Annotated in this window: 14 protein-coding genes; 6 read left to right on the forward strand and 8 right to left on the reverse strand. The window is 54.9% G+C overall.

The features are described from left to right. Positions 1-369: 369 nt before the first annotated feature. A complete protein-coding gene (locus FRY97_RS08645) occupies positions 370-1,698 on the reverse strand; it encodes a lipopolysaccharide biosynthesis protein (RefSeq protein WP_147167052.1) in 1,329 nt (442 codons plus the stop codon). Beyond that, on the reverse strand, positions 1,699-3,036 hold the full coding sequence (locus FRY97_RS08650; protein WP_147167053.1) for a saccharopine dehydrogenase C-terminal domain-containing protein: 1,338 nt from the start codon (positions 3,034-3,036) through the stop codon (positions 1,699-1,701). 401 nt (positions 3,037-3,437) lie between these two features. Here FRY97_RS08650 and FRY97_RS08655 point away from each other — a divergent pair, with 401 nt between their 5' ends. After that, complete coding sequence (locus tag FRY97_RS08655; protein ID WP_147167054.1) at positions 3,438-3,920, forward strand: cytidine deaminase; 483 nt, start codon at positions 3,438-3,440, stop codon at positions 3,918-3,920. On the opposite strand, the gene FRY97_RS08660 is transcribed toward FRY97_RS08655, so the two are convergent. Together FRY97_RS08660 and FRY97_RS08665 are read right to left on the reverse strand one after the other, a co-directional pair. Then, the gene (locus FRY97_RS08660; protein WP_147167055.1) at positions 3,911-4,459 is read right to left on the reverse strand and encodes an NUDIX hydrolase; all 549 of its coding nucleotides are present in this window, start codon (positions 4,457-4,459) and stop codon (positions 3,911-3,913) included. The genes FRY97_RS08655 and FRY97_RS08660 overlap by 10 nt on opposite strands. Beyond that, complete coding sequence (locus tag FRY97_RS08665) at positions 4,456-4,710, reverse strand: hypothetical protein (protein WP_147167056.1); 255 nt, start codon at positions 4,708-4,710, stop codon at positions 4,456-4,458. The genes FRY97_RS08660 and FRY97_RS08665 overlap by 4 nt, the downstream gene beginning before the upstream one ends. 567 nt (positions 4,711-5,277) lie before the next feature. On the opposite strand from FRY97_RS08665, the gene FRY97_RS08670 reads away from it, so the two are divergent. Continuing rightward, positions 5,278-11,037: a GEVED domain-containing protein gene (locus FRY97_RS08670; RefSeq protein WP_170254552.1), complete on the forward strand. Its 5,760-nt coding sequence runs from the start codon at positions 5,278-5,280 to the stop codon at positions 11,035-11,037. Between the two features lie 336 nt (positions 11,038-11,373). Here FRY97_RS08670 and hemH read toward each other — a convergent pair whose 3' ends face one another. Then, on the reverse strand, positions 11,374-12,402 hold the full coding sequence (hemH, locus tag FRY97_RS08675) for a ferrochelatase (protein WP_147167058.1): 1,029 nt from the start codon (positions 12,400-12,402) through the stop codon (positions 11,374-11,376). Positions 12,403-12,653: 251 nt separating this feature from the next. On the opposite strand from hemH, the gene surE reads away from it, so the two are divergent. The 3 genes from surE to lpxB are packed head-to-tail and all read left to right on the forward strand — an operon-like array spanning position 12,654 to position 14,869. Beyond that, positions 12,654-13,427: a 5'/3'-nucleotidase SurE gene (gene surE, locus FRY97_RS08680; RefSeq protein ID WP_147167059.1), complete on the forward strand. Its 774-nt coding sequence runs from the start codon at positions 12,654-12,656 to the stop codon at positions 13,425-13,427. Positions 13,428-13,433: 6 nt separating this feature from the next. Further along, a complete protein-coding gene (locus FRY97_RS08685) occupies positions 13,434-13,733 on the forward strand; it encodes a hypothetical protein (RefSeq protein ID WP_147167060.1) in 300 nt (99 codons plus the stop codon). Next, on the forward strand, positions 13,730-14,869 hold the full coding sequence (gene lpxB / locus FRY97_RS08690; protein ID WP_147167061.1) for a lipid-A-disaccharide synthase: 1,140 nt from the start codon (positions 13,730-13,732) through the stop codon (positions 14,867-14,869). Before FRY97_RS08685 ends, lpxB begins: the two co-directional genes overlap by 4 nt. Here lpxB and selD read toward each other — a convergent pair. Together selD and mnmH are read right to left on the reverse strand one after the other, a co-directional pair. Next, complete coding sequence (gene selD / locus FRY97_RS08695; protein WP_211356834.1) at positions 14,866-15,900, reverse strand: selenide, water dikinase SelD; 1,035 nt, start codon at positions 15,898-15,900, stop codon at positions 14,866-14,868. The two genes, lpxB and selD, sit on opposite strands and share 4 nt — an antisense overlap. A gap of 4 nt (positions 15,901-15,904) precedes the next feature. After that, complete coding sequence (gene mnmH / locus FRY97_RS08700) at positions 15,905-16,948, reverse strand: tRNA 2-selenouridine(34) synthase MnmH (RefSeq protein ID WP_147167062.1); 1,044 nt, start codon at positions 16,946-16,948, stop codon at positions 15,905-15,907. Positions 16,949-17,124: 176 nt separating this feature from the next. Between mnmH and bshC the strand changes: the two genes are divergently transcribed. Then, positions 17,125-18,738, forward strand: a complete 1,614-nt coding sequence (gene bshC / locus FRY97_RS08705) for a bacillithiol biosynthesis cysteine-adding enzyme BshC (RefSeq protein WP_147167063.1) — start codon at positions 17,125-17,127, stop codon at positions 18,736-18,738. Here bshC and FRY97_RS22315 read toward each other — a convergent pair. Continuing rightward, the gene (locus FRY97_RS22315) at positions 18,735-18,875 is read right to left on the reverse strand and encodes a hypothetical protein (protein WP_170254553.1); all 141 of its coding nucleotides are present in this window, start codon (positions 18,873-18,875) and stop codon (positions 18,735-18,737) included. The genes bshC and FRY97_RS22315 overlap by 4 nt on opposite strands. Positions 18,876-20,139 lie beyond the last annotated feature (1,264 nt).

Genomic DNA, 20,139 nt, shown 5'->3' on the forward strand with positions numbered 1-20,139 from the left:
CCGTTTTTGGGCCTGCACCTACGGAGGGGGCCTGCACCTGCCGCAAGGGTGGGCCCTGCCCAACGGCAGGTGCCGCTATGCTACGGGGCTCGCTGCCCGCTCGGCCCTAACGGGCTGTATACCCCTCCGCAGCGCTAGGCCGATGCCATCCTGGAGCTAAAAACCGTAACATTTGGGATGGTGCACGTTGGCTGCTTAGGTGTCACGGCATCTTAAAATGGAGCAGGCAGATACCACAGCCCGCCACCGTGTTTTGCTTTGCCTCGGTGCCTCTGTATGCAATTCGCCTCAGGGGCACCGAGCACACAGCTGTTCACCGTGCCCTGCGCAAGCCCGCTACCCCAAAAGCCGTGCCCCATATTGGCCTGATCAGCTGCCCAAGCAGGCTGTCACCGCGTAGGCACCTAACATGAGGGTAGTGTACACTGCAAAATGGCGCGTCGGAGTGTAAGCACGCCACGAAATGCCGAACCGGGCTTTCAGGTAAGCGCACATCAGCAGTTTATCTACGGTGTAGGCAGCGACAGTTGCCCAAGCTACCCCGGCCAGCCCCAGCCATTGCACCCACCAAAAACCTAAAAAAACGTTGAGCCCCAGCTCCAAAAACCCCAGCCAAAACACCGCCCGGTTGGCCCCTAATGCCATCAATACCGTACGCGGGAACAGCAGCCTGCTGACCAGCACCAATAGGAAGATATTGAACAAGGGCACGCTCTCGCGGAATTCCTCGCCGAACAGCAAAGGGAACCAGTGACCACTGCTCAATAACAGTGCAATGGAAAAGGGGAACAACAGATGGAACAAGCGGACAGCTCGAGATTTCATCGCTGCCAGCCCCTTGCCCAGGTCTTCAGATAAAAGCGGCAATACTGCTGTGCCAAACGCCCCGGCCAAAGCCAATGCCAGGGGCAGCTCTCTTGCCCCATAGCGGAAAACCGCGAACGTACGGGCGTCGCCTTCGTAGTGCCACCCTACCAGCCAGCTGTCGAATGAAAGGCTGAGGGCACCAATCAGTGCATAGCCCATAAGCGGGAAAGCATAGCTCAGCCACTTGCGGGCCAAACGCCCTTCAAAACAGGGCCAGCCGGCTTCCCTCGCAAGCACAACGCCCAGCATGGCCAGCTTGCAGCCCCCCGTCAGCACCAAAGCCACTGCCAAATGGCTAAGTGCGGGGGCGTACCAGCTCCCCCATGCTACCGCCAACAAATGCCCCGCCGCAAACAGCAGGCTCTGTCCCAACAGCATACGGCTGCGCCGAAATACCAAAAGCAGGTGCTCGAGCAGAAAGCCCGACAGGTTGAGACAGAGAGCAAGCAGGTACAAGCCCAAGCCGGGCACCTCCTTAGTTCCGGTAAAAAGGGGCAGCAGCTGGCCCTTGAAAGCCCAAAAAACGCCCGATACCGCAAAGGCACCGGCAAACAGCACCCCGCAGGCTGTCCAGGCCATCCGCTGTTGTGCAGAACGGCCCAGGCTTGGAAAGAAAGTGAGGAAGCCCTGAAGCGCGCCAGTCGCCCAAAAAGAAGTGAGCAGATAGCCCAGGAAAAGCCACTGCTCATAATGCCCAACCTGGGCAGGGCTGAACCAACTGTTGGCCAGCAGCAGAGCAGCAGCCAAGTGGGCGCCCTGCCTCGCTATCACCGCAGCCTGATACGCCCGCGCAGGGTCTAACGGGCCCAGCAGCTGGCTCAGCGCCTTCAATTACAATGCTCTTTCGTGGTCTTCAAAGACCACCCCGTAAGATTCAAGCTCCTCGAGGACCGGCTCGTATACCTCCGGGATGACGGGTATGTTGACCCCCTTAGATTTGATGCGGCCTTCCATGACCAGCTTGACAAAAATGCCCAGCGGCAAGCCCACCAATTTGGCCATAGCGGTATCCTGTGCGTCCTTGCCTTTCATGACCAGCGTGGATGTCAGTTCCTGCTGCCGGCCTTCCAGCTCGTACTCAAACTCGTGCTGCATGATGATCATATCACGGTCCCGCGCTTTGAGCTTCCACTTATCCAGCAGCAGCTGCTCTAGGATGAGGGCAGGGGTGGCGTTGTCCAAGCCTATCTTTTTCTTACGGAAAAGCCCCAGCCAATCCAGCTTTTTCATGACCTCGCCGTCCGAAGGCACATTGAGCAGGGCGGCGATGCGGTCTTTGACCGAACCGGAAGCATTTACAGGGTTTAGGTAGCCCTCCATGAACTCGTGGTAGGAAATGTCCCGGCTTTCCAAGATGGGGTAAGAGCCGTCGGTAAGGCCGATCTTGACCAGCGCATGCCAAGCCTCGCAAAACCCGCTGTGCCGGATAGTCCCCCTGAGGATATTGGGGATATCCGCCAGCCCATACACATCCCGGTAGAGGAGGGAATCGCGGTTGGCATAAGCTTCGTACTCGCCCATACCTGGGATTTCAATCTTCCGGTAGTCTTTGAACAAGCGGTTGTAGGGGATATACTTGTACTTCCCGTTTTCGAGGTATTGGGCGGTGCCCTGCCCGGCCAAGACAACATTGCGAGGGTTCCAAGTAAATTTATAGTGCCAGGGGTTGTCATCGCTTTCCGGAGCGATCAGGCCACCAGTATAGGACCGGAAAGCCGTGATTTTGCCGCCTTTTGCCTTGATGCTATTGATGTGGCGCATAGCCGACATGTGATCAATGCCGGGGTCAAGCCCCATCTCCCCCATGAAGATCAGCTCCCGGTCCCGAGCTTCGTCCCCCAAACGGTAAAGCTCTTGGGAAACATAGGAAGCGGTGATCAGGTGCTTTTTCAGTTTAATGCAATCGTGTGCCACCTCCAAGTGAAGGTGTGCCGGCAATAGAGAAACCACGACATCAGCCCTCCCGATCAGCTCTCTCCGGTCATTTACTTTATTGACATCCAGCCAGGCCGGCCGGCCATTCGGGCGGCCTTTCACGCGGGACTCTGCCAGCTGCGGGTCTGCATCTGCCACAGTGACGAACCAGCCTTTCTGCTCTGCCTGGCCCAATACATAATTGATGCAGGCGCCAGCTGAGCGGCCGGCACCGATAATGAGGATGTTATTCATGGTTGGTTTTTTCTGTATATTTCCTAATTTGCCCAGCTTTTATCATTCAGTTGCTGCCCGTTCCACCTCCTTTTCGAGAGAAAGCGGAAGCAACAGCTGAACAGCCCAAGCGGTAAACAGGCACTACCTCTGACCGCCGCAATATAAGGAGTTGTTGAAAGCTTTTAAACGCAGGAGGGCAAAAAGCAAAAGACTTAAAGCGTGTTGGGGTTTTGGCCTTCTAGCCGAGAACTAGCAATTTTTTGATTAAACGAGACCCGAAAACCGGAGTTTAGCCAAAGTTTCGGGGCGAAGCATAAGCGAAAAAGTGTCCCGCTGTCTAGCGGGACAGACTGATTACTAAAGCCCCAGCACGCTCTCTTAACCAAGCGGGCCCTGCCCTGCAAAATGAACCTGATAACATGGAAGAACGCCAGATCAAGACCAATTATCTGCTGTACAAGGGCTGGCAAGAAATGGATGCAGACGACCAAGAGCTCATACAGCATGCCCGCTTGGCACTAGAAAAAGCCTATGCGCCCTATTCAGACTTCTTCGTAGGGGCTGCCGCAAGGCTTTCAAATGGCGCGATCGTCTGCGGGGCCAACCAAGAAAACGCAGCCTACCCCATGTGCCTCTGCGCGGAACGGGTAGCGCTCGGCAATGCCACCATGCAGTACCCTCAAGCACAGATGCAAGCTATGGCCATTACCATCAAAAACCCTAAGCGGGTACTGAACCAGCCTGCGGCCCCCTGCGGCTCCTGTAGGCAGGCTTTGTGCGAGACAGAGTCCAGGCAACAATCGCCAGTGCGCCTCCTGCTTATGGGCATGGAGGGGCCCGTGATAGAGCTGGAAAGCGCCGCAAGTATCCTCCCCCTAGGTTTTCACGGGGGCTATTTCTGACCAGGCGGGAGCAATTGCCCAATGTGTACTTGTGCCTGCCCCTTTTTTTGGTCTTCGAAAAACCGCCTTAGGGAAAAGGTCGACGAAGTGAACGCAATCTCTTCCCAAGGGACATCTTCTTCCGCAAAAAGGCGGGCTTCAAGGCTCTCCTCCCCCACGCCAAACGCCCCGGGCCCTTTCAGGTCGCCCAAAAAATGGATGTATACCTGGTTGATATGGGGCAGGCTATATAAGGTGTGCAAACGGATGTTCGTGACACTTGCCTCAACTTCCTCCCGGACCTCCCGGCAGGCCCCCTCTTCGACAGTCTCTCCATTTTCCATATAACCACTAGGGACGTTCCAAAAGCCATACCTTGGGGCTATAGAACGCCTAGCCAACAAGACTTTGCCATCCCATAACGGAAGGCAGCCCGTGACGATCTTCGGGTTGGTATAATGCACGGTCCCGCAATGGCCACAAACATAGCGGGAGCGGTTGTCTCCCCGGGGCACCTCAAACGAGAGCGCTGCAGAACCGCATTGGCTGCAAAAATTCATACACGCTGCTTTTCCTCCTTTTCTATAGCCCGCTCGTACCGGGCCCGCTGCAGGACAGCATCCCCGAAAATACTGACCCCAGTATTCAGGGCCACCAGCGCAAGGGTGCCATAGGGTACCCAGCTTTGCCAAGGGGCGCCCGCAAATTTTACCATAGCCGATTCAGCTATAAGGCAGGCGCCAAAACCAATCAGTACAAGCCCCAAAGGGGCTCTCAACAGCCATTTACGGTAATACTGCTTTGCATTCATCTTTCCCTGGTTTGTTTTCATCCACTGTGCCGACATGCCCAACACTTGGGCAGCACTTAGGTTGCAATCTAGGAAATTCTCTAAAAAAGCTGCTCCGTACTGCAACCCTATCCTCCTAAAAACGTATTACATTTTAATTTTTCTTCTATATTTACTCCTAAGTTAGGCCTGTTGCCCCTTTGGCGGTGCAGCATGCGAAAACCATCCACCTGCCCGAAACGCGGCTTGCTTATTTTTCAAAGCGCAGGCTGCCAGGCACTTCCCAAAAGCTGATTGTCAAATTGCAAAACGGGTCGACCCTCCCGGATTGGCAACATGAGATAAGCTCCACACCACACGAACATCACACTAGGAACCTGAAAATCCGGCAAAGCTGATTGGCTATTGCCATGCTATGTTTAAAACCATAGCTGCTCAAACACAGAATAGACACAACAAACGAAGCATGTACCATCTGGCGCAAAGGCTATCCTGTAGCCGCTGCTAAGCCCTCCCCCTCCTTGTCCATGCCCGTCCAATGTGCACTGTTCTGCTTTGGATAAAACACACATGCAAAATATTGGATATATGAACCGATTGGTACAGTTTGCGCTATTGGCGCTATTGATGGCCCCGATATTGGCACAGGGGCAGGATGATGAATTTGGCTGCGGCACGACAACCACCCCGGAGGCCTTGTCCTTTATGACTGCTGCTCAGGAAGGCTATCTGACCTTTAGCGAAAGCTTTGTGCCGGGGGTTGGCGAAGTCGAAACCAAGCCCATACAAGTCCATCTGATCAACCGCTCTGATGGCACAGGCGGGCTTACCGAAGCTCAATTCGAGGCTGCGCTTACAGAGCTGAACGATTATTTCTCCAACGCCAACCTATTCTTCCAGCACTGTGGCCCAGTTAACGTGATCAACAGCGACACCTACTTCAATTTCGACACTTCAGAGGAAGCCGCCTTCTTCAGCCAGCACGGTGTCGCAAACGTCATCAACATCGTTATCCCGGGCGGCAACCTCACCGTCAACTTATCTGGCCAGCTTTGCGGCTATGCCTACCTCCCGCAGGGCGGGCGCGACCTGATCGCGGTAAAGCGCTCCTGCATGTTCAGCGGCAACACTTTCACCCACGAAATGGGGCATTACTTTGGGCTGTACCATACCCACGGCAAAAACAACTGCGGCTCACTGACCGATGAGCTAGTGGATGGCTCCAATTGTGCCAGTGCGGGGGACGATGTTTGCGATACCCCTGCCGACCCCGGCTTGCTGGGGATAGGCTGCACCGGCTATGTAGTCAACAGCAACTGCCAATATACCGGCAGCCTGACCGATTCTCAAGGGCAGGTTTTTCAGCCAGACCCCTCCAATATTATGTCTTATGCGCCGGGGTCGTGCCGCAATAGCCTAACTACCGGGCAGTATGCGCGCATGAACTACTTCGCTGCCAACGGGCGGGACAACCTCAATTGTTCTACCTCCCCTCCCCCGCCAGCCGGGGCCGGCGAAACCTGTGCAGAGGCTATTGAGCTGACCGCCTCCGGCACCTATACCGCCAACGGGCCGTCTTCAGGGAATGGCTGCCAGAATTGTTCCGGCGGGGCCAGCCAAGCCGACTGGTTCTACTTCGACGCCCCTGCCAATGGGACGCTCTCCATTTCCAGCTGCTTTGGCGGCGTCAATACCAGGCTTTGGGCGTATACAGGCTCCTGCGGGGCCCTCAACAGCTTAGCTTCCTCCGACGACGCTTGCGTCATCAGCCCCAATGGGGCCCCTGCTGCTGCCGAGCTCGCCTTCAACGTAAGTGCAGGCACCCGATACTACTTCGAATGGGACAACCGCTGGTCTACCGATGGCTTCGACTTTGAATTTTCTTATGTGACGCCCTGCACGCCCCCTGTCGGCGTCTCTACGGCTGCAGCAGGCTATTCGAGCATAGTCCAGCAGTGGGCCCCGATTGACGGCAACGTCATCTACAACGTTCGCCACCGGGCAGCTGGCGCGGTCAACTGGATCACCGAAACCGTGTACAACCCTCGCCACATTTTAGAAAACCTGATGCCATGCAGCACCTACGAATGGCAGGTCCAATCGGTCTGCAATGACCTGCCCGGCAACTGGAGCGCAACTTATACCCTGAACACACAGGGCTGCAATGACCCCTACTGCTATAGCTATGGCAACAGCACAACCGCTTGGATCTCCAACATCAGCCTGGCCGGCCTCAACTACCCTTCTGGTAACGAATACGGCTATGCCAACTTCACCAATCAGACGGCTACTGTCACTCAAGGGCAGAACTATGTTATCAGCCTAAATTCTGACGACATTCAGACCGTGCCGGTCTTCTGGCGCGTCTGGATTGACTTCAACAACGACAATGATTTCTCTGACGTGGGAGAGCTGGTTGTCACCACAACGACCAACAGCGGCAGCCTGGCCTCAGCTGCTGTAACCATTCCGCAGACTGCGAGCATTGGCACCGTCCGCATGCGGGCCAGTATGTCTTTAGACGGCTTCCCTACCGCCTGCCAGGCCGGCGGCAATATGGACGTAGAAGACTACAGCGTACAAATAGAAGGCATCAACTGTCCTGCACCGCCCACCCCCTCGGTACAGGAGGCAGGGGTGTCTTATGCCATAGCCGATTGGGGCGCCACAGCTCAGGCCGACGAATACCAATTGCGCTACCGGGAGGTGGGCAGTTTCAGCTGGATCGCCACTACCCTGCTGGGCAGCAATAGCACCACGCTTTACAATTTGCAGCCTTGCACCGATTATGAAGTACAGGCCCGTGCCAATTGCGGTGGCACATTCAGCAGTTTTTCTGGCAGTGCCACCTTCTCAACTACAGGCTGTGGGGCTGCCTATTGCTACGCTTACGGCAGCTCGGCCACTACATGGATTGACCGGATCGCATTAGGCAATATCGACAATGTATCTGGCAACAACTTCGGCTATGGCGACTTTACCGCCCAAACCACTACCGTTGTGCCGGGCGGCAGCTACCAGGCCTTCCTCAAGGCAGCCTCTACGCAAGGAGCCTCGAATGTGTTCTGGCGAATCTGGATCGACCGCAATCAAGACAACGACTTCAACGACGGTGGAGAGCTCATTTTTGAAGGCAGCGGCGGCAATAACAGCACCTTGAATGCGAGCCTTGCCATACCTGGCAACACCACCCCTGGCGCTACCCGCCTGCGCATCAGCATGAGCCCTACAAGTTATAGCCAGCCCTGCTCCGTCAATGGGGAAAGAGAGGTAGAAGATTACCAAGTCATTGTAGAAGACCCTTTATTTTTGACCGTTGCGCCTGCCTCCATAACGCTGCCCTTCGGCGGAGGCCAGGCGCAATTTTCCATCTCCGCAAATACTTCCTGGACGGTCATCGAGAATGCTGCATGGATGAACCTTGCCCCAGCAACAGGCAACGGCAGCGCCACAATAACGCTTTCTGCACAGCCCAATGCCAGCACGCAAAGCCGTCAGGTGGCCGTCATCGTCACCGGGGCAGGCGTTGCTGACCAGACTATCATGGTGATGCAGGAAGGGGCCCCGGCGGCCCTGTCCGTCAGCCCGCCCACACAGCAGGTGCCTGCAGCAGCCGGGCAGACTGCGCTGCAGGTCGCTTCAAATGTCACCTGGGCCGCCGCTTCCGATCAGGCTTGGGCTACCGTTGGGCAGGCTTCTGGCAGCGGCAACTTCAGCCTGCCCGTCAGCTATGCTGCCAACAGCAGCAGCAGTAGCCGAACGGCCGTCATCACATTGAGCAGCCCTGGGCTGCCTTCACAAACCGCAACCATTATCCAAGCGGCGGGCGCAGCTCCGCCCGTTCTTAACATCACCCCTGCCAATCAGCAGGTAAGCGCAGATGCGGGGCAGGCCAGCTACAACATCAGCTCCAATACCAGTTGGGAAGCGTCTACCGCCGACAGTTGGATCACCCTACAGCCCCTTTCCGGCAACGGCAATGGCACGCTCGCTGCGGCTTATACGGCCAACCCGGCCCCTACACCGCGCACTGGCAGCATTACCCTGACAGCCAATGGGCTGCCCCCGCAAACGGTAACGCTTGAACAGGCTGGCGATGTCGCCAATGAAGTGCTCGATGTAACTCCCAGCAGCCTTACCGTCAACTACCTGGCCAACTGCGTCACGTTTGATGTCATGAGCAACCTCGCATGGACGGTCAGCACCAACGCGCCTTGGATCAACAGCATTGCTCCTTCATCAGGGATGGGCAATGGCACGGTCACAGTCTGTTATGAAACCAACAGCACGGAGCAGCTCCGCACAGGCACACTCGAATTTACCGGGGGGAGCCTCTTGGCCATAGCCACTCTGAACCAAGCGCCAGAAAACCTAACCCCACCCTGGCCCATCAATACGTCCTCCAACAACACCCATACCGTAGTGGTGCCCGATACGCTCTACTCCAACATCAATGGCGCGCCTTTGCAGGGCTTCGACTGGATCGGCTTTTTCTATACGGACCTGAGCGGCACTCTGCGCTGTGCAGGCGCCGGCCGGTGGGACAGCAACGCCAATACCGCCATCACAGTCTATGGAGATGATACCTCTACCCCGGGGAAGGAAGGTTTTGACGAAGGGGAGCCTTTCACCCTTCGCGTATTCCGCAACATCGAGCAGGACACCCTGCTGGCGGAGGCTGCCTTTGCGCCCGTTGACGCAGTCATATCCCACGAGGGCCGTTTCAATATCGACGGGCTCAGCAAGCTGGACAGCCTGACTGCTTTCGCAGAAAACGAGCCGTGGTTTGTCAATCAGACAGGGGCCAACCACTCTGTTATCCTGCCTACTGGCTTGTTTAGCGACATAGATGGGGCGCTCTTGAACACCAACGACTGGATCGGCTTTTTCTTCGCTGATGGGGATACCCTGAAATGTGCCGGGCAAGGGCAATGGGACCCGCTCAACAATACCGTGGTGACCGTTTACGGAGACGATGCACAAACCCCGGAGAAGGACGGTTTTTCCGCCAACGAAATGTTCCAGGTCATGGTCTACCGGACCAATGAGCAGGAAGCTTACCCTGCTGCGGCAGAATATGCGCAGCCCGATGGCTTCCTCATCACCCATACCGACACCTTCGCCACGGATGGCATCAGCCTGATCGAAACCATTACGGTCACTTTGGACGTAACGCAGGACATCATCCTTAGGGAAAACTGGAACACCATTTCCAGTTATGTTATGCCAGAAGACCTTAGCTTGCCTTCAATATTCGCCCCGGTAAGCGATGACATCATCATTGTAAAAGACGAAGCAGGGAACTCCTTCATCCCAGCCTTCAACATCAATGACATCGGGCTGTTTGACAACCTTAAAGGCTACCAGGTGAAGATGACCCAAGAGCGGGTGCTTTCTGTAACTGGGAGCAGGGTGCCAGAAGATACGCCACTGCCTTTAGTGCCGGGCTGGCAAATCTCAGCCTACCTGCTCGGACAGCCTTCTCCCGCTGATGTACAATTGGGCGGGCTCTTCCCTAGCTTGGTCATTGCCAAAAACAGCGGAGGGGACACCTACATCCCGGTGCTTGCCATCAACGACATCGGCGAGCTAATGCCTGGGCAGGGCTACCACATCCGGATGGCCAGCCCGGATACCCTCCGGTATTCACCGGAAAATTTTGCGCCTGGCGTGGGCACAGCGAATTTAGGCACTGCCCCAGGCATTATTGAAGACAGGGCCTTGGCTGCCCCTCTTGGCCTCGGCCAAAAGAGCGGGCACAATGCCACCTTCGTTTTGCCCTCAGAAGTCGCTTCCCGTCATGCCTCCCCCGGCGACCGTATCGCGCTGCTTTCCGAATCTGGGGCACTGTGCGGCTCCAAAATCTACCGTGGAAGCCATTTGGCGCTGACAGCCTGGGGCGATGACCCCTCCACCACAGAGGCCATAGAGGGGCTCAAAGCAGGCGAAGAGATCACCCTTCAGGTATGGAAAGGCGAACAGCCCATTGGGCGGAGCTTCCGCATGGCTTTAAGAGATGGGAGCGGCACTGCTCACTATGAGACAGACGGCCTACAGGTTATCCGAAGCTTGGAAAGCAAGGGGGGAGCGGAAGAAGCACATACGGCTTTTTGTTATCCCAACCCCGTGCAGGACATTGCCAACCTTCAGTTTTACAGCGACATACCGGGCAACGCCCAAATTGCGCTTGTCAATCTGCAAGGCCAGGCTATACGCAGTTGGCAGCACGAATGTGCTAAAGGGTGGAACCCTGTACAGCTTTCGCTGCAAGCCCCTTCTGGGCTGTACCTTTTAAAGATAGACCTTCCTAACGGTGCTTCTCAATCACTGAAGCTCGTGGCCCGATAAACTGTACCTCTTGCCACTGCCGTTTCCCGGCAGTGGCACCCAATCAGGGGTTGTGGCAATCGCTGCAACCCTTTTTTTGTCTGGAAAGGGCCTTTCCGGCTGGGCGTAAACCTTAAGCTTTTCGGGCTTTAGCCTGGCATGGCCTAGCGCTGCGCAGGGGGGTACGCCCGATAGGGCCGAGCGGATAGCGAGCCCCGGAGCATAGCGGCACCTGCCCGCAGGCAGGGGCAGGCCCCTATCCTTGCGGAGGGGGCAAGCAAAAAACGATAACCTGGTTTGCGCCCCGAGGCTTTGGCTTCAACCCACTGCAACGGACAGCTCAGGCTATGCTCAAGATCAGGCATAAGCCTGTACCATATCCGCGACAATTTTTATCCATCGGGGATCATTGTTCAGGCTGGGGACGAGGTCGACATGCTCCCCCCCCATCTCTTCGAACTCCTCTTGGTACTCCGTCCCGATTTCAATGATGGTCTCCAGGCAATCCGCCACGAAAGCAGGGCTGAAGACCAGCAGCCGTTTGGCGCCCTGCTCTGCCAGCTCTTCGATGACTTTGATCGTGTAAGGCTGAGCCCAGGCTTCAGGCCCCAGCCGGCTTTGGAAGGCCGTAGTATACTGCTCCGTTTTCAGTTGCAGCTCAGCGGCAATGGCTTGAGTAGTGCCGTGGCACTGGGCAGAGTAGCAGAACTGATTGACCGAAGAGATCTGCTGGCAGCAGTTGTCTACTTTAGTGCAATGGCAGCCCGTGGGGTCCCCCTTGCGCAGCTGCCGCTGTGGCAGACCGTGGTACGAAAAGATGATGTGGTCGTAGCTGTCGAGGTCAAATTGCCGGGCATTATCTGCAAAAATACGGATCATGTCCGGGTGATTGTAATAAGAGTTGATCAGCTTGACATCTGGGATGATCTGCCGCCCGGCCAGCTCGCGCATAACAGCTTCGTGAACAGACCCTGTGGTGGCAGAAGCATACTGCGGGAACATAGGGAAAACGATGATCTCAGACACCTGTTGCTCCTCTAGGCGCTGCACCGCATGCCCGATGGAGGGGTTTTGGTAGCGCATAGCCAGCTCAACGATATAATCGTCCCCAAGGATTTCCTGAACGCCATCGCGTACGTCCTCACCATAAAATTTCAGCGGAGACCCTTTTTCTGTCCACAGCATTTTGTAGAGTTTAGAAGAGCTTCCGCTGCGGAAAGGTGCAATGATGCCCCGGACGAGGAGGTTGCGAGGGAGCCAAGGGTAATCGATCACTCTGGGGTCGAGGAGGAATTGTTTGAGATAACGGTATACTGCACCCCGGGTAGGGGCATCAGGAGTGCCGAGGTTGACGAGCAGGACGCCCTTTTTGCCGTGTCCGGACATGCTTTTGTTTTTTGTTTTTGCGGATGATTGAACCATGCCTCTGCTAAAATACTTTTCTTAAGGTGAAATAAGAAAAGACAACAGGCTGGCGGGGCCATGGTTTACCAGACCGGGATATTATGGCCATTTCGTGTATCTTTCACACCAAGAATCCTAATTGGCCAAATTAACGCTCCCCATAATTACCTACAGCCCGCCTGAGCTGCTACCTTTGAGCCACTGAAGCAAATACGACAACTCATTCATCGCCCATGAAAAGACCACTTATTCTCGTTACCAATGACGATGGCATTACCGCACCGGGCATACGGGCGCTGGTATCTGTAGCCCGCCAGATTGGCGAGGTTGTGGTAGTCGCCCCAGACTCCCCCCAATCCGGGATGGGGCACGCCATCACCATCAACAGCCCTATCCGCTTGCACCCCAACCACACCGCCTTGGAAGGGGTTGAGGCTTACGAATGCTCGGGCACGCCTGTCGACTGTGTAAAGCTGGCCAAGCATGTCATCCTCAAAGACCGGGTGCCGGATATCTGTTTATCTGGCATCAACCACGGGTCTAACGCCTCGATCAACATCATCTACTCGGGCACCCTGTCCGCAGCTATGGAGGCTTCGCTGGAAGGCATCCCTTCCATTGGCTTCTCCCTGTTGGATTATGCCTATGATGCCAACTTTGAGCACTGCCTTCCTTTCGTAAAACAGCTTACAGAATATGTGCTCGAGCATGGCCTCGCAGAAGGCAGCCTGCTCAACGTCAATATCCCTGCGGTGGAGCACAACGAGATCAACGGCATGAGGGTATGCCGGCAGGCTGATGCCCGCTGGGTGGAAGAATTTACAGAAGCAGAAGACCCCCGCGGCCAGAAGTATTACTGGCTGACCGGCAAGTTTGTGAACGAAGACCTGGGCGATGATACCGATATCTGGGCATTGGAGAACAACTACATTTCTGTAGTCCCTTCTATGCACGATTTGACTAACTACCAGGCCCTCAAAGTATTGAAGGGCATTGAAAAACTATAGCCCGATATGCGCAACCCAACTTTATTGACTGGCCTGCTCTACGGGCTTTTCCTGCCGATGGCTGGCTTTTCGCTGTTGTACTTTGGTTATGGAGCATTAGAACAAGCTGGCATTGTCAGTGAAATTGGTTTTTCCCCTTTTTTCCGGGAGCGGACCTCAGCCGTTGTGGCCATCTGCCTCAACCTGATCCCGCTTAACTTATTCATGAAGCGCCGTGCCACACCGGCCATGCGCGGCACCGTCTTGGCTACTGTTGTTTATGTGATTTTATGGGTCATTTATTTTGGCCGCTACATTTTAGCATGAAGTACTATATAATATCCGGAGAGGCCTCGGGCGACCTGCACGGCAGCAACCTGATGAAAGGGTTGAAAGCCCGAGACCCGGAAGCGGATTTCCGTTTTTGGGGCGGCGACCTGATGCAGCAACAGGGGGGCAGGCTGGTCAAGCACTACAAAGACCTCGCCTTTATGGGCTTTGTGGAAGTCCTCCTGAATATCTGGACGATACTGGGCAATATACGCTTTTGCAAAAAAGACATTACAGCCTACCAACCTGACGCGCTCATACTCATCGACTACCCAGGCTTCAACCTAAGGATCGCCAAGTGGGCAAAGGCTCGGGGCATAAAGGTGCTCTACTACATTTCCCCCCAGATCTGGGCCTGGCACAGCAGCAGGGTGCACGGCATCAAGGCTTCAGTCGACAAAATGTTCGTCATCCTGCCCTTCGAAGCGCCCTTCTATGAGCAATATGGCTTCCCGGTTGAATTTGTAGGCCACCCGCTGATGGATGTGGTACAGGAGGTTGCGCCGGAACCGGGCTTCCGTGCACGGCACAACCTGAGCAAAGCCCCTATCATCGCCTTGCTCCCGGGCAGCCGGAAGCAGGAAATAGACCGCCTTCTTTCCGTGATGCTGCAGGTGGTGCCGCTTTTCCCCGAGCACCAATTTGTTATTGCCGGGGCCCCTGCACAGCACGCCATAGCCTATTGGCAAATTTTAGAAAAAGTATACCTAAGGCCCGGCGACCGGGAGCGGGTCAAGTTCATCAACAACCAGACTTACCTCCTTTTGCAAGAAGCAGAAGCCGCATTGGTGACAAGCGGTACAGCTACCCTCGAAACCGCCCTTTTTGAAGTGCCTCAGGTGGTCTGCTATAAAGGCAGCCCCCTTTCTTATTTCATTGCCCGGCAGTTGGTCAATGTCAAGTATATTTCCTTGGTCAACCTCATTATGGACCGTGAAATCGTTAAAGAGCTGATACAGGACGAATGCTGGCCCGAGCGTATTGCAGAAGAACTGCAGAAGCTGCTTCAGCCGGAGGAACGGGAGCGGATAGCTGCAGATTACAAACTGCTCAAGGAAAAAGTGGGCAGCCCGGGCGCTTCTCTCCGGGCCGCAGGGAAAATGTACGAATACCTTACGGGGCAGAGCGCTTAAGCCACCTGCACCACATACTGCCCTTGAGGGCCAATCTGCCCGATTGGGGATAATTGGAGCCCTTGTGCTGCCGCTTCGGAGCGGAAAGCAGCTTCTTCAGCCGGGGCCACAGCCAGGAGGAGCCCTCCACTCGTCTGCGGGTCGCACAACAGGAAGCGCTGCTCATCGGGCAAAGGCGCAACCTTATGCCCATAGCTGGCCCAGTTGCGGTGGGTGCCCCCGGGTATGCAATTCTCGGAAAGATAATGCGCCAGGGCGGCTCCGTCAATGAGGGGCACCGCTTCGAAATGAACCGTGGCACTACAGGCGCTAGCTTCGCACATCTCTGTTAAATGCCCGAGCAGCCCAAAACCGGTGACGTCAGTCATCGCGTGCACATAAGACAATTGGCCAAAATGCTGCCCTACTTTGTTCAACTGCACCATGCTGTCCCTAGCAAGTGTAGCATGCTCCGGCAACAACTTTTTCTTTTTTTGGGCAGTGCTCAGCACCCCCACCCCTAGCGGCTTGGTCAGGAACAACAAGTCGCCTGCTTTGGCGCCGCCGTTCTTTTTGACCTGCTCAACGCTGACACGGCCCGTCACGGCCAGCCCAAAGATGGGCTCCGGGCTGTCGATGCTGTGCCCGCCCGCCAAAGGGATGCCAGCATCAGCACAAGCCTGCCGCCCACCTTCTATGACCTGATTCGCCACCGCTGCCGGGATTTTGTCGATCGGCCACCCCAATATGGCAATGGCCATCAACGGCTGTCCGCCCATCGCATAAATATCGCTGATAGCGTTCACTGCAGCAATACGCCCAAAATCCAGGGGGTCGTCCACTATAGGCATAAAAAAATCAGTAGTGCTGACCACAGCCGTGCCATCGCCCAGATCGAATACCGCTGCATCGTCCCGTTCTGCATTGCCTACCAACAAGCCCGGGAAAGGAGCCTGAGGAGCAGCCTGCGACAAAATGGCATCTAATACTTGAGGGGAAATTTTGCAGCCACATCCTGCGCCGTGGCTGTATTCTGTTAACTTGTACTCCATAATGCTATATTGGATAGTTTTGCTCTTCCCTGGCCAGGGCAATGAGCTGATCTGCTATGCCTTTTGCATGGCCTGACGCCGGCACAACAGGGATAATACGGGTATGTTTTTGCCGCTCTCTGGCATAATACGCATAAGCTTTATCGTAATACCGCAGCGCAATGGCCGCGGCCTGCCTATAATCTTTGGCGTTCAGGGCTTCAAGTGCAGCTTTGAGGTTCTGCCCGCCCAAGCGTTTTTTGATTTTCATGAACGCGGCTTCCAGCTCCTTTGCAGGGAAAGCAGCATAAAGCCCCACCAGCCGGTCGAGGCGGTCCGGCAAGGGCACCCTGAGGTCGAACAGCGGTGCTTTTTCCATCCGGCTGCAAAGGCTTGCCGGCAAGTAGACCCGGCCGATCGCCTTGCTCTCGTTCTCCACCCAAGTCCAGCGGGCAGGGTCCAGCTCGCTGAGGCGGGCGAAAAGGAGGTTTTCAAAATGGGTGACGGAAGGCTGATCAGGCTCCCCAAAAGCGCCAAAGGCAGAGCCTTTGTGATTGGCCAGCCCCTCTAGGTCGAGCGTCTGCTCACCTGCGGCATCAAGCTCGTACAAGACTTCCGTTTTCCCCGAACCGGTTGGGCCCCCTATGACCATCAAAGGGCCAGAGAAAGCTTCGATCCCCTGCTGCACAAAAGCCCGGTACGCTTTGTAGCCGCCACGGATGACCGCCACCTGCAGCCCTGCTTGTGCCAGGAGCCAGCCCACGCTGCTGCTGCGCTGCCCGCCCCGCCAACAGTGGACCATGATGCCCCCATTCCGGGCCAGTGCTTTGCCCTGCTCTGCCAAATAGCGCATTTTGGGCCCCGTAAACTCCAGCCCCTGCAAAAAGGCTTCCTCCGGGCCTTTTTGTTTGTAAAGGGTGCCAACTGCCGCGCGCTCCTCATTGGTAAAAAGGGGAAGATTGCTTGCGCCAGGTATGTGCCCCTCCTTGAACTCAGCTGGCGTGCGCACATCAATAATGGGAAATCTGCTGTTCAGGGCTTGTGCTATCTCTACGTATCTAACTGACATAACCTAATTATCGTTTGGGCGGCGGTTTTACCCTGCAAAGCGCCAAAATAGCGAAAAACTCTGTCCAGTTGTCAACTATCCGGCTATTTACACGCTTAGAAAGATGTTGTACCATTAAACCTGATGAGCAGCGGTGCCCGCTGCCCCCACAGGCTCAAAAAAATACCGTACCGCGAATGAGCCAAACCAAACCAGCGCTAAACCAACGGATCATCCCTTTCGGCAAAGTACCGCAGCTCTCTGCCCGCGATGTGGCATACGCTACAGCAGACCGGCGGCTCGCACCGTTTTACAAATACCCCGTCAGCCTGGCAGCATTTGAAGCTGTAATGAGGGACAAGTCAAAGGAAACAACCAACCGGAAAGTGCTGGTGGAGGTTTTGCAAGAGCAGTACGAAGGGCTTGCACCCAGTGCGGCGACAAAAAACCACATTCAAGCCCTTGCCCAAACGGGCACCTTCACGGTCACTACCGCACATCAGCCCAGCCTTTTCACCGGCCCGCTTTACTATATTTACAAAATCGCTTCCACCATCAACCTGGCCCGTCAGCTTGCGGCGGCCTACCCGGAAAACCACTTTGTGCCGGTGTTCATCTTAGGGGGCGAAGATCATGATTTCCAAGAGATCAATCACCTACAGCTCTTTGGCAATACCATCTCTTGGCAACAGGAAAAAGGGGGCTCGGTCGGGCAGCTACCCCTCCACGGGCTGCAGCAAGCGCTCACAGCAGTAGAGGAGGTGCTCGGTGGCTCCCCTAAGGCGGAAGAACTGAAGGGCATGCTCCATAATGCCCTGTCCGGCAAGTCCCGGTATATCGAGGTGGCCCGCCATCTTACCCACCAGCTTTTTGACACCTATGGCCTGGTTATCCTAGACCCCAGCCACCCCAAGCTCAAGAGAGAGCTGGCCCCTTACATAAAGGAGGAAATCTTCAACCAGCCTTCCAAAGCCCTCGTTGAGGCCGCCGTGCGCGGCTTGGAGGCCGCCGGCTTTTCCGAACAGGCTTACCCCAGGGAAATCAACTTCTTCTACCTGGGCGATGGGTTCCGGGAGCGGATTGTGGAGGCAGATGGGCATTACGTTGTGCTCAACCAGGATATCAAATGGGGAAAGGAAGCGCTTGAGCAGGAAATCGAGCGCCACCCGGAACGGTTCAGCCCCAACGTGGTCATGCGCCCAGTCTATCAAGAACTGATATTGCCCAACCTTGCCTATATCGGAGGCGGAGGAGAACTGGCTTACTGGCTGGAGCGCAAAGCACAATTTGAGCATTTCGGCATCAACTTCCCCATGCTGGTCCGCCGCAATTCGGTCCTGTTCATCGATAATGGGACTGCAAAACGGATTGGGAAAATAGGGCTTCAGGCTGAGGACTTGTTCGGGGATATAGAGCAGCTCATCAAAGATTATGTCAAAGCCCACACTGAAAATGAGCTTAGCCTTTCTGAGGAAAAAGAAGCCCTGCAAGCCTTGTTCAAGGCCGTTGAAGCTAAAGCAGAGGACGTCGACCCTACCCTGGTCAAGGCGGCAGCTGCTGAGGGGGCCAGGCAGCTGAATAGCCTTGCCCAGCTAGAAGGCAAGCTCATGAGGGCTGAAAAACAGCGGCATGATACTGCTATCAATCAGATGCGGACATTGAAAGACAAGCTTTTCCCTGGCAACGGGCTACAGGAGCGCAGCGATAACTTCATGATGTTCTACCTGAAATACGGCAGGGGCTTCTTCGAAGCCCTGATCGATCAGCTAGACCCCTTTCAGGAGGGGTTCCTTGTGCTGGAGGATGCCTAAAAAAGGCCGGTTGCAATACCAAACGGGCGGTTGGAGCTTACTTCAACCGCCCGTTTGGCTTTTGTGTCAAGTATTTTCTCTAAAAAATGCCCTTTTTTCTCGCCTAAAGAAAAGACTTTTGCCTTGAAATACCCCACAATAACAGCTTAAACTATCAACAAGTCAAACACTTTATCTTATTATTTTTTTCACAAATCATTTTTTTTGTCTTTGTTCTTGGATAGTATTATTGAGATGTTTGTAATGTCAAACGAAGTTATTGCTGGCAAGAGAGCTGGCAAAGACGAAATTTGGGATAAAAATTTGGGATTTTTTGCCACATATAGCAAGTCGGGTCCTGGGAAAACCTGACTTGCTATACGGCAAAACCAAAAGCCCTCAAAGTGACTTTCACACCCTCCGGGGTTTTGATATAAAATTTAAACTCTTTACCAGCTTCACAGCTGGTTTTCGTACATGTTCATGGGATTATGAATGATAAGTCGTATCACTTTTTGTGATGCGACTTATTTTTTTGCCCAAAACCCTCCAAAGGTAGCACAATATTGTGGCCCGGCAAACCGGCCCGCTCAAACCTCTAGACTTGACGAGGGGCCTGCACCTGCTCGCTGGCAGGTGCCGCTATGCTCCGGGGCTCGCTGCCCGCTCGGCCCTATCGGGCGTTCCCCCCTGCGCAGCGCTAGGCCGATTCCAGCCTGAAGCCGATAGGCATAAAAGCGAGCTACATTTTAGTTTACGCCCACTTGATGCGTCGGGCCAGTGCAGTGGAGAAAATGAGCTGTTTCCAACCAACTGACGGCTTTTTCAAGGGCTTAGCCTAAAAAAAGCTACTGAAAAAGGCCATTGTAGCCCTTTCACGCCCCCCGGCAAATTCAAGCCTTGTAGGCTGCTCCACCGGTGAACAGGCAAAGGGCTGAGATGGCCCGGCGCGCCAAGCCTACTTTTTTTTAAAGTTTTGGGGGGCAAATGAAACCCCGCTCCTGCTCTTCCGTTAAAGTTGGTGGGGAGGCGCAAATAACTACATCAATACACTGCGCGTGCCTAGGGGATTTAGCAAAGATAAAAAGCCTCCCCTGTTGGAAAATAGGAGCATTCTTTGTTTCTTTGGACCGTAAAGCACGTAGCTACCCCTACCTTGCCATCCCCTTTCCTGACAACTACGAAAACAGTTGCAGTGTACAAACAGCAAAGCTGCTAAAAGCAGGCCTACTGTCGTTGCATTGTGGCTAAGTATGATATCCCTTTATAGTCAGGTTTCCAGGAAAATAAAACAACTATCAAAAATATTCTTGGGCTGTCCAGTGCCCTGCTATTTTGCAATCAAAGCAGATGAGCAGTTTGCTGCAGCTTGGAATGTGTATCTTAGCTTTACCCGGAACAACTGTAAGCCCCATTGCTATG

The organism is Phaeodactylibacter luteus, from assembly GCF_007993045.1.
Classification (GTDB): domain Bacteria; phylum Bacteroidota; class Bacteroidia; order Chitinophagales; family Saprospiraceae; genus Phaeodactylibacter; species Phaeodactylibacter luteus.

What these genes read in the sequence shown, in the direction of transcription:
- selD (WP_211356834.1), bottom strand. Translation starts at nt 15,900, where the DNA reads ATGGAGTACAAGTTAACAGAATACAGCCACGGCGCAGGATGTGGCTGC.
- mnmH (WP_147167062.1), bottom strand. Translation starts at nt 16,948, where the DNA reads ATGTCAGTTAGATACGTAGAGATAGCACAAGCCCTGAACAGCAGATTT.
- FRY97_RS08670 (WP_170254552.1), top strand. Translation starts at nt 5,278, where the DNA reads ATGAACCGATTGGTACAGTTTGCGCTATTGGCGCTATTGATGGCCCCG.
- bshC (WP_147167063.1), top strand. Translation starts at nt 17,125, where the DNA reads ATGAGCCAAACCAAACCAGCGCTAAACCAACGGATCATCCCTTTCGGC.
- hemH (WP_147167058.1), bottom strand. Translation starts at nt 12,402, where the DNA reads ATGTCCGGACACGGCAAAAAGGGCGTCCTGCTCGTCAACCTCGGCACT.
- FRY97_RS08660 (WP_147167055.1), bottom strand. Translation starts at nt 4,459, where the DNA reads ATGAATTTTTGCAGCCAATGCGGTTCTGCAGCGCTCTCGTTTGAGGTG.
- surE (WP_147167059.1), top strand. Translation starts at nt 12,654, where the DNA reads ATGAAAAGACCACTTATTCTCGTTACCAATGACGATGGCATTACCGCA.
- FRY97_RS08685 (WP_147167060.1), top strand. Translation starts at nt 13,434, where the DNA reads ATGCGCAACCCAACTTTATTGACTGGCCTGCTCTACGGGCTTTTCCTG.
- lpxB (WP_147167061.1), top strand. Translation starts at nt 13,730, where the DNA reads ATGAAGTACTATATAATATCCGGAGAGGCCTCGGGCGACCTGCACGGC.
- FRY97_RS08655 (WP_147167054.1), top strand. Translation starts at nt 3,438, where the DNA reads ATGGAAGAACGCCAGATCAAGACCAATTATCTGCTGTACAAGGGCTGG.
- FRY97_RS08650 (WP_147167053.1), bottom strand. Translation starts at nt 3,036, where the DNA reads ATGAATAACATCCTCATTATCGGTGCCGGCCGCTCAGCTGGCGCCTGC.
- FRY97_RS08665 (WP_147167056.1), bottom strand. Translation starts at nt 4,710, where the DNA reads ATGAATGCAAAGCAGTATTACCGTAAATGGCTGTTGAGAGCCCCTTTG.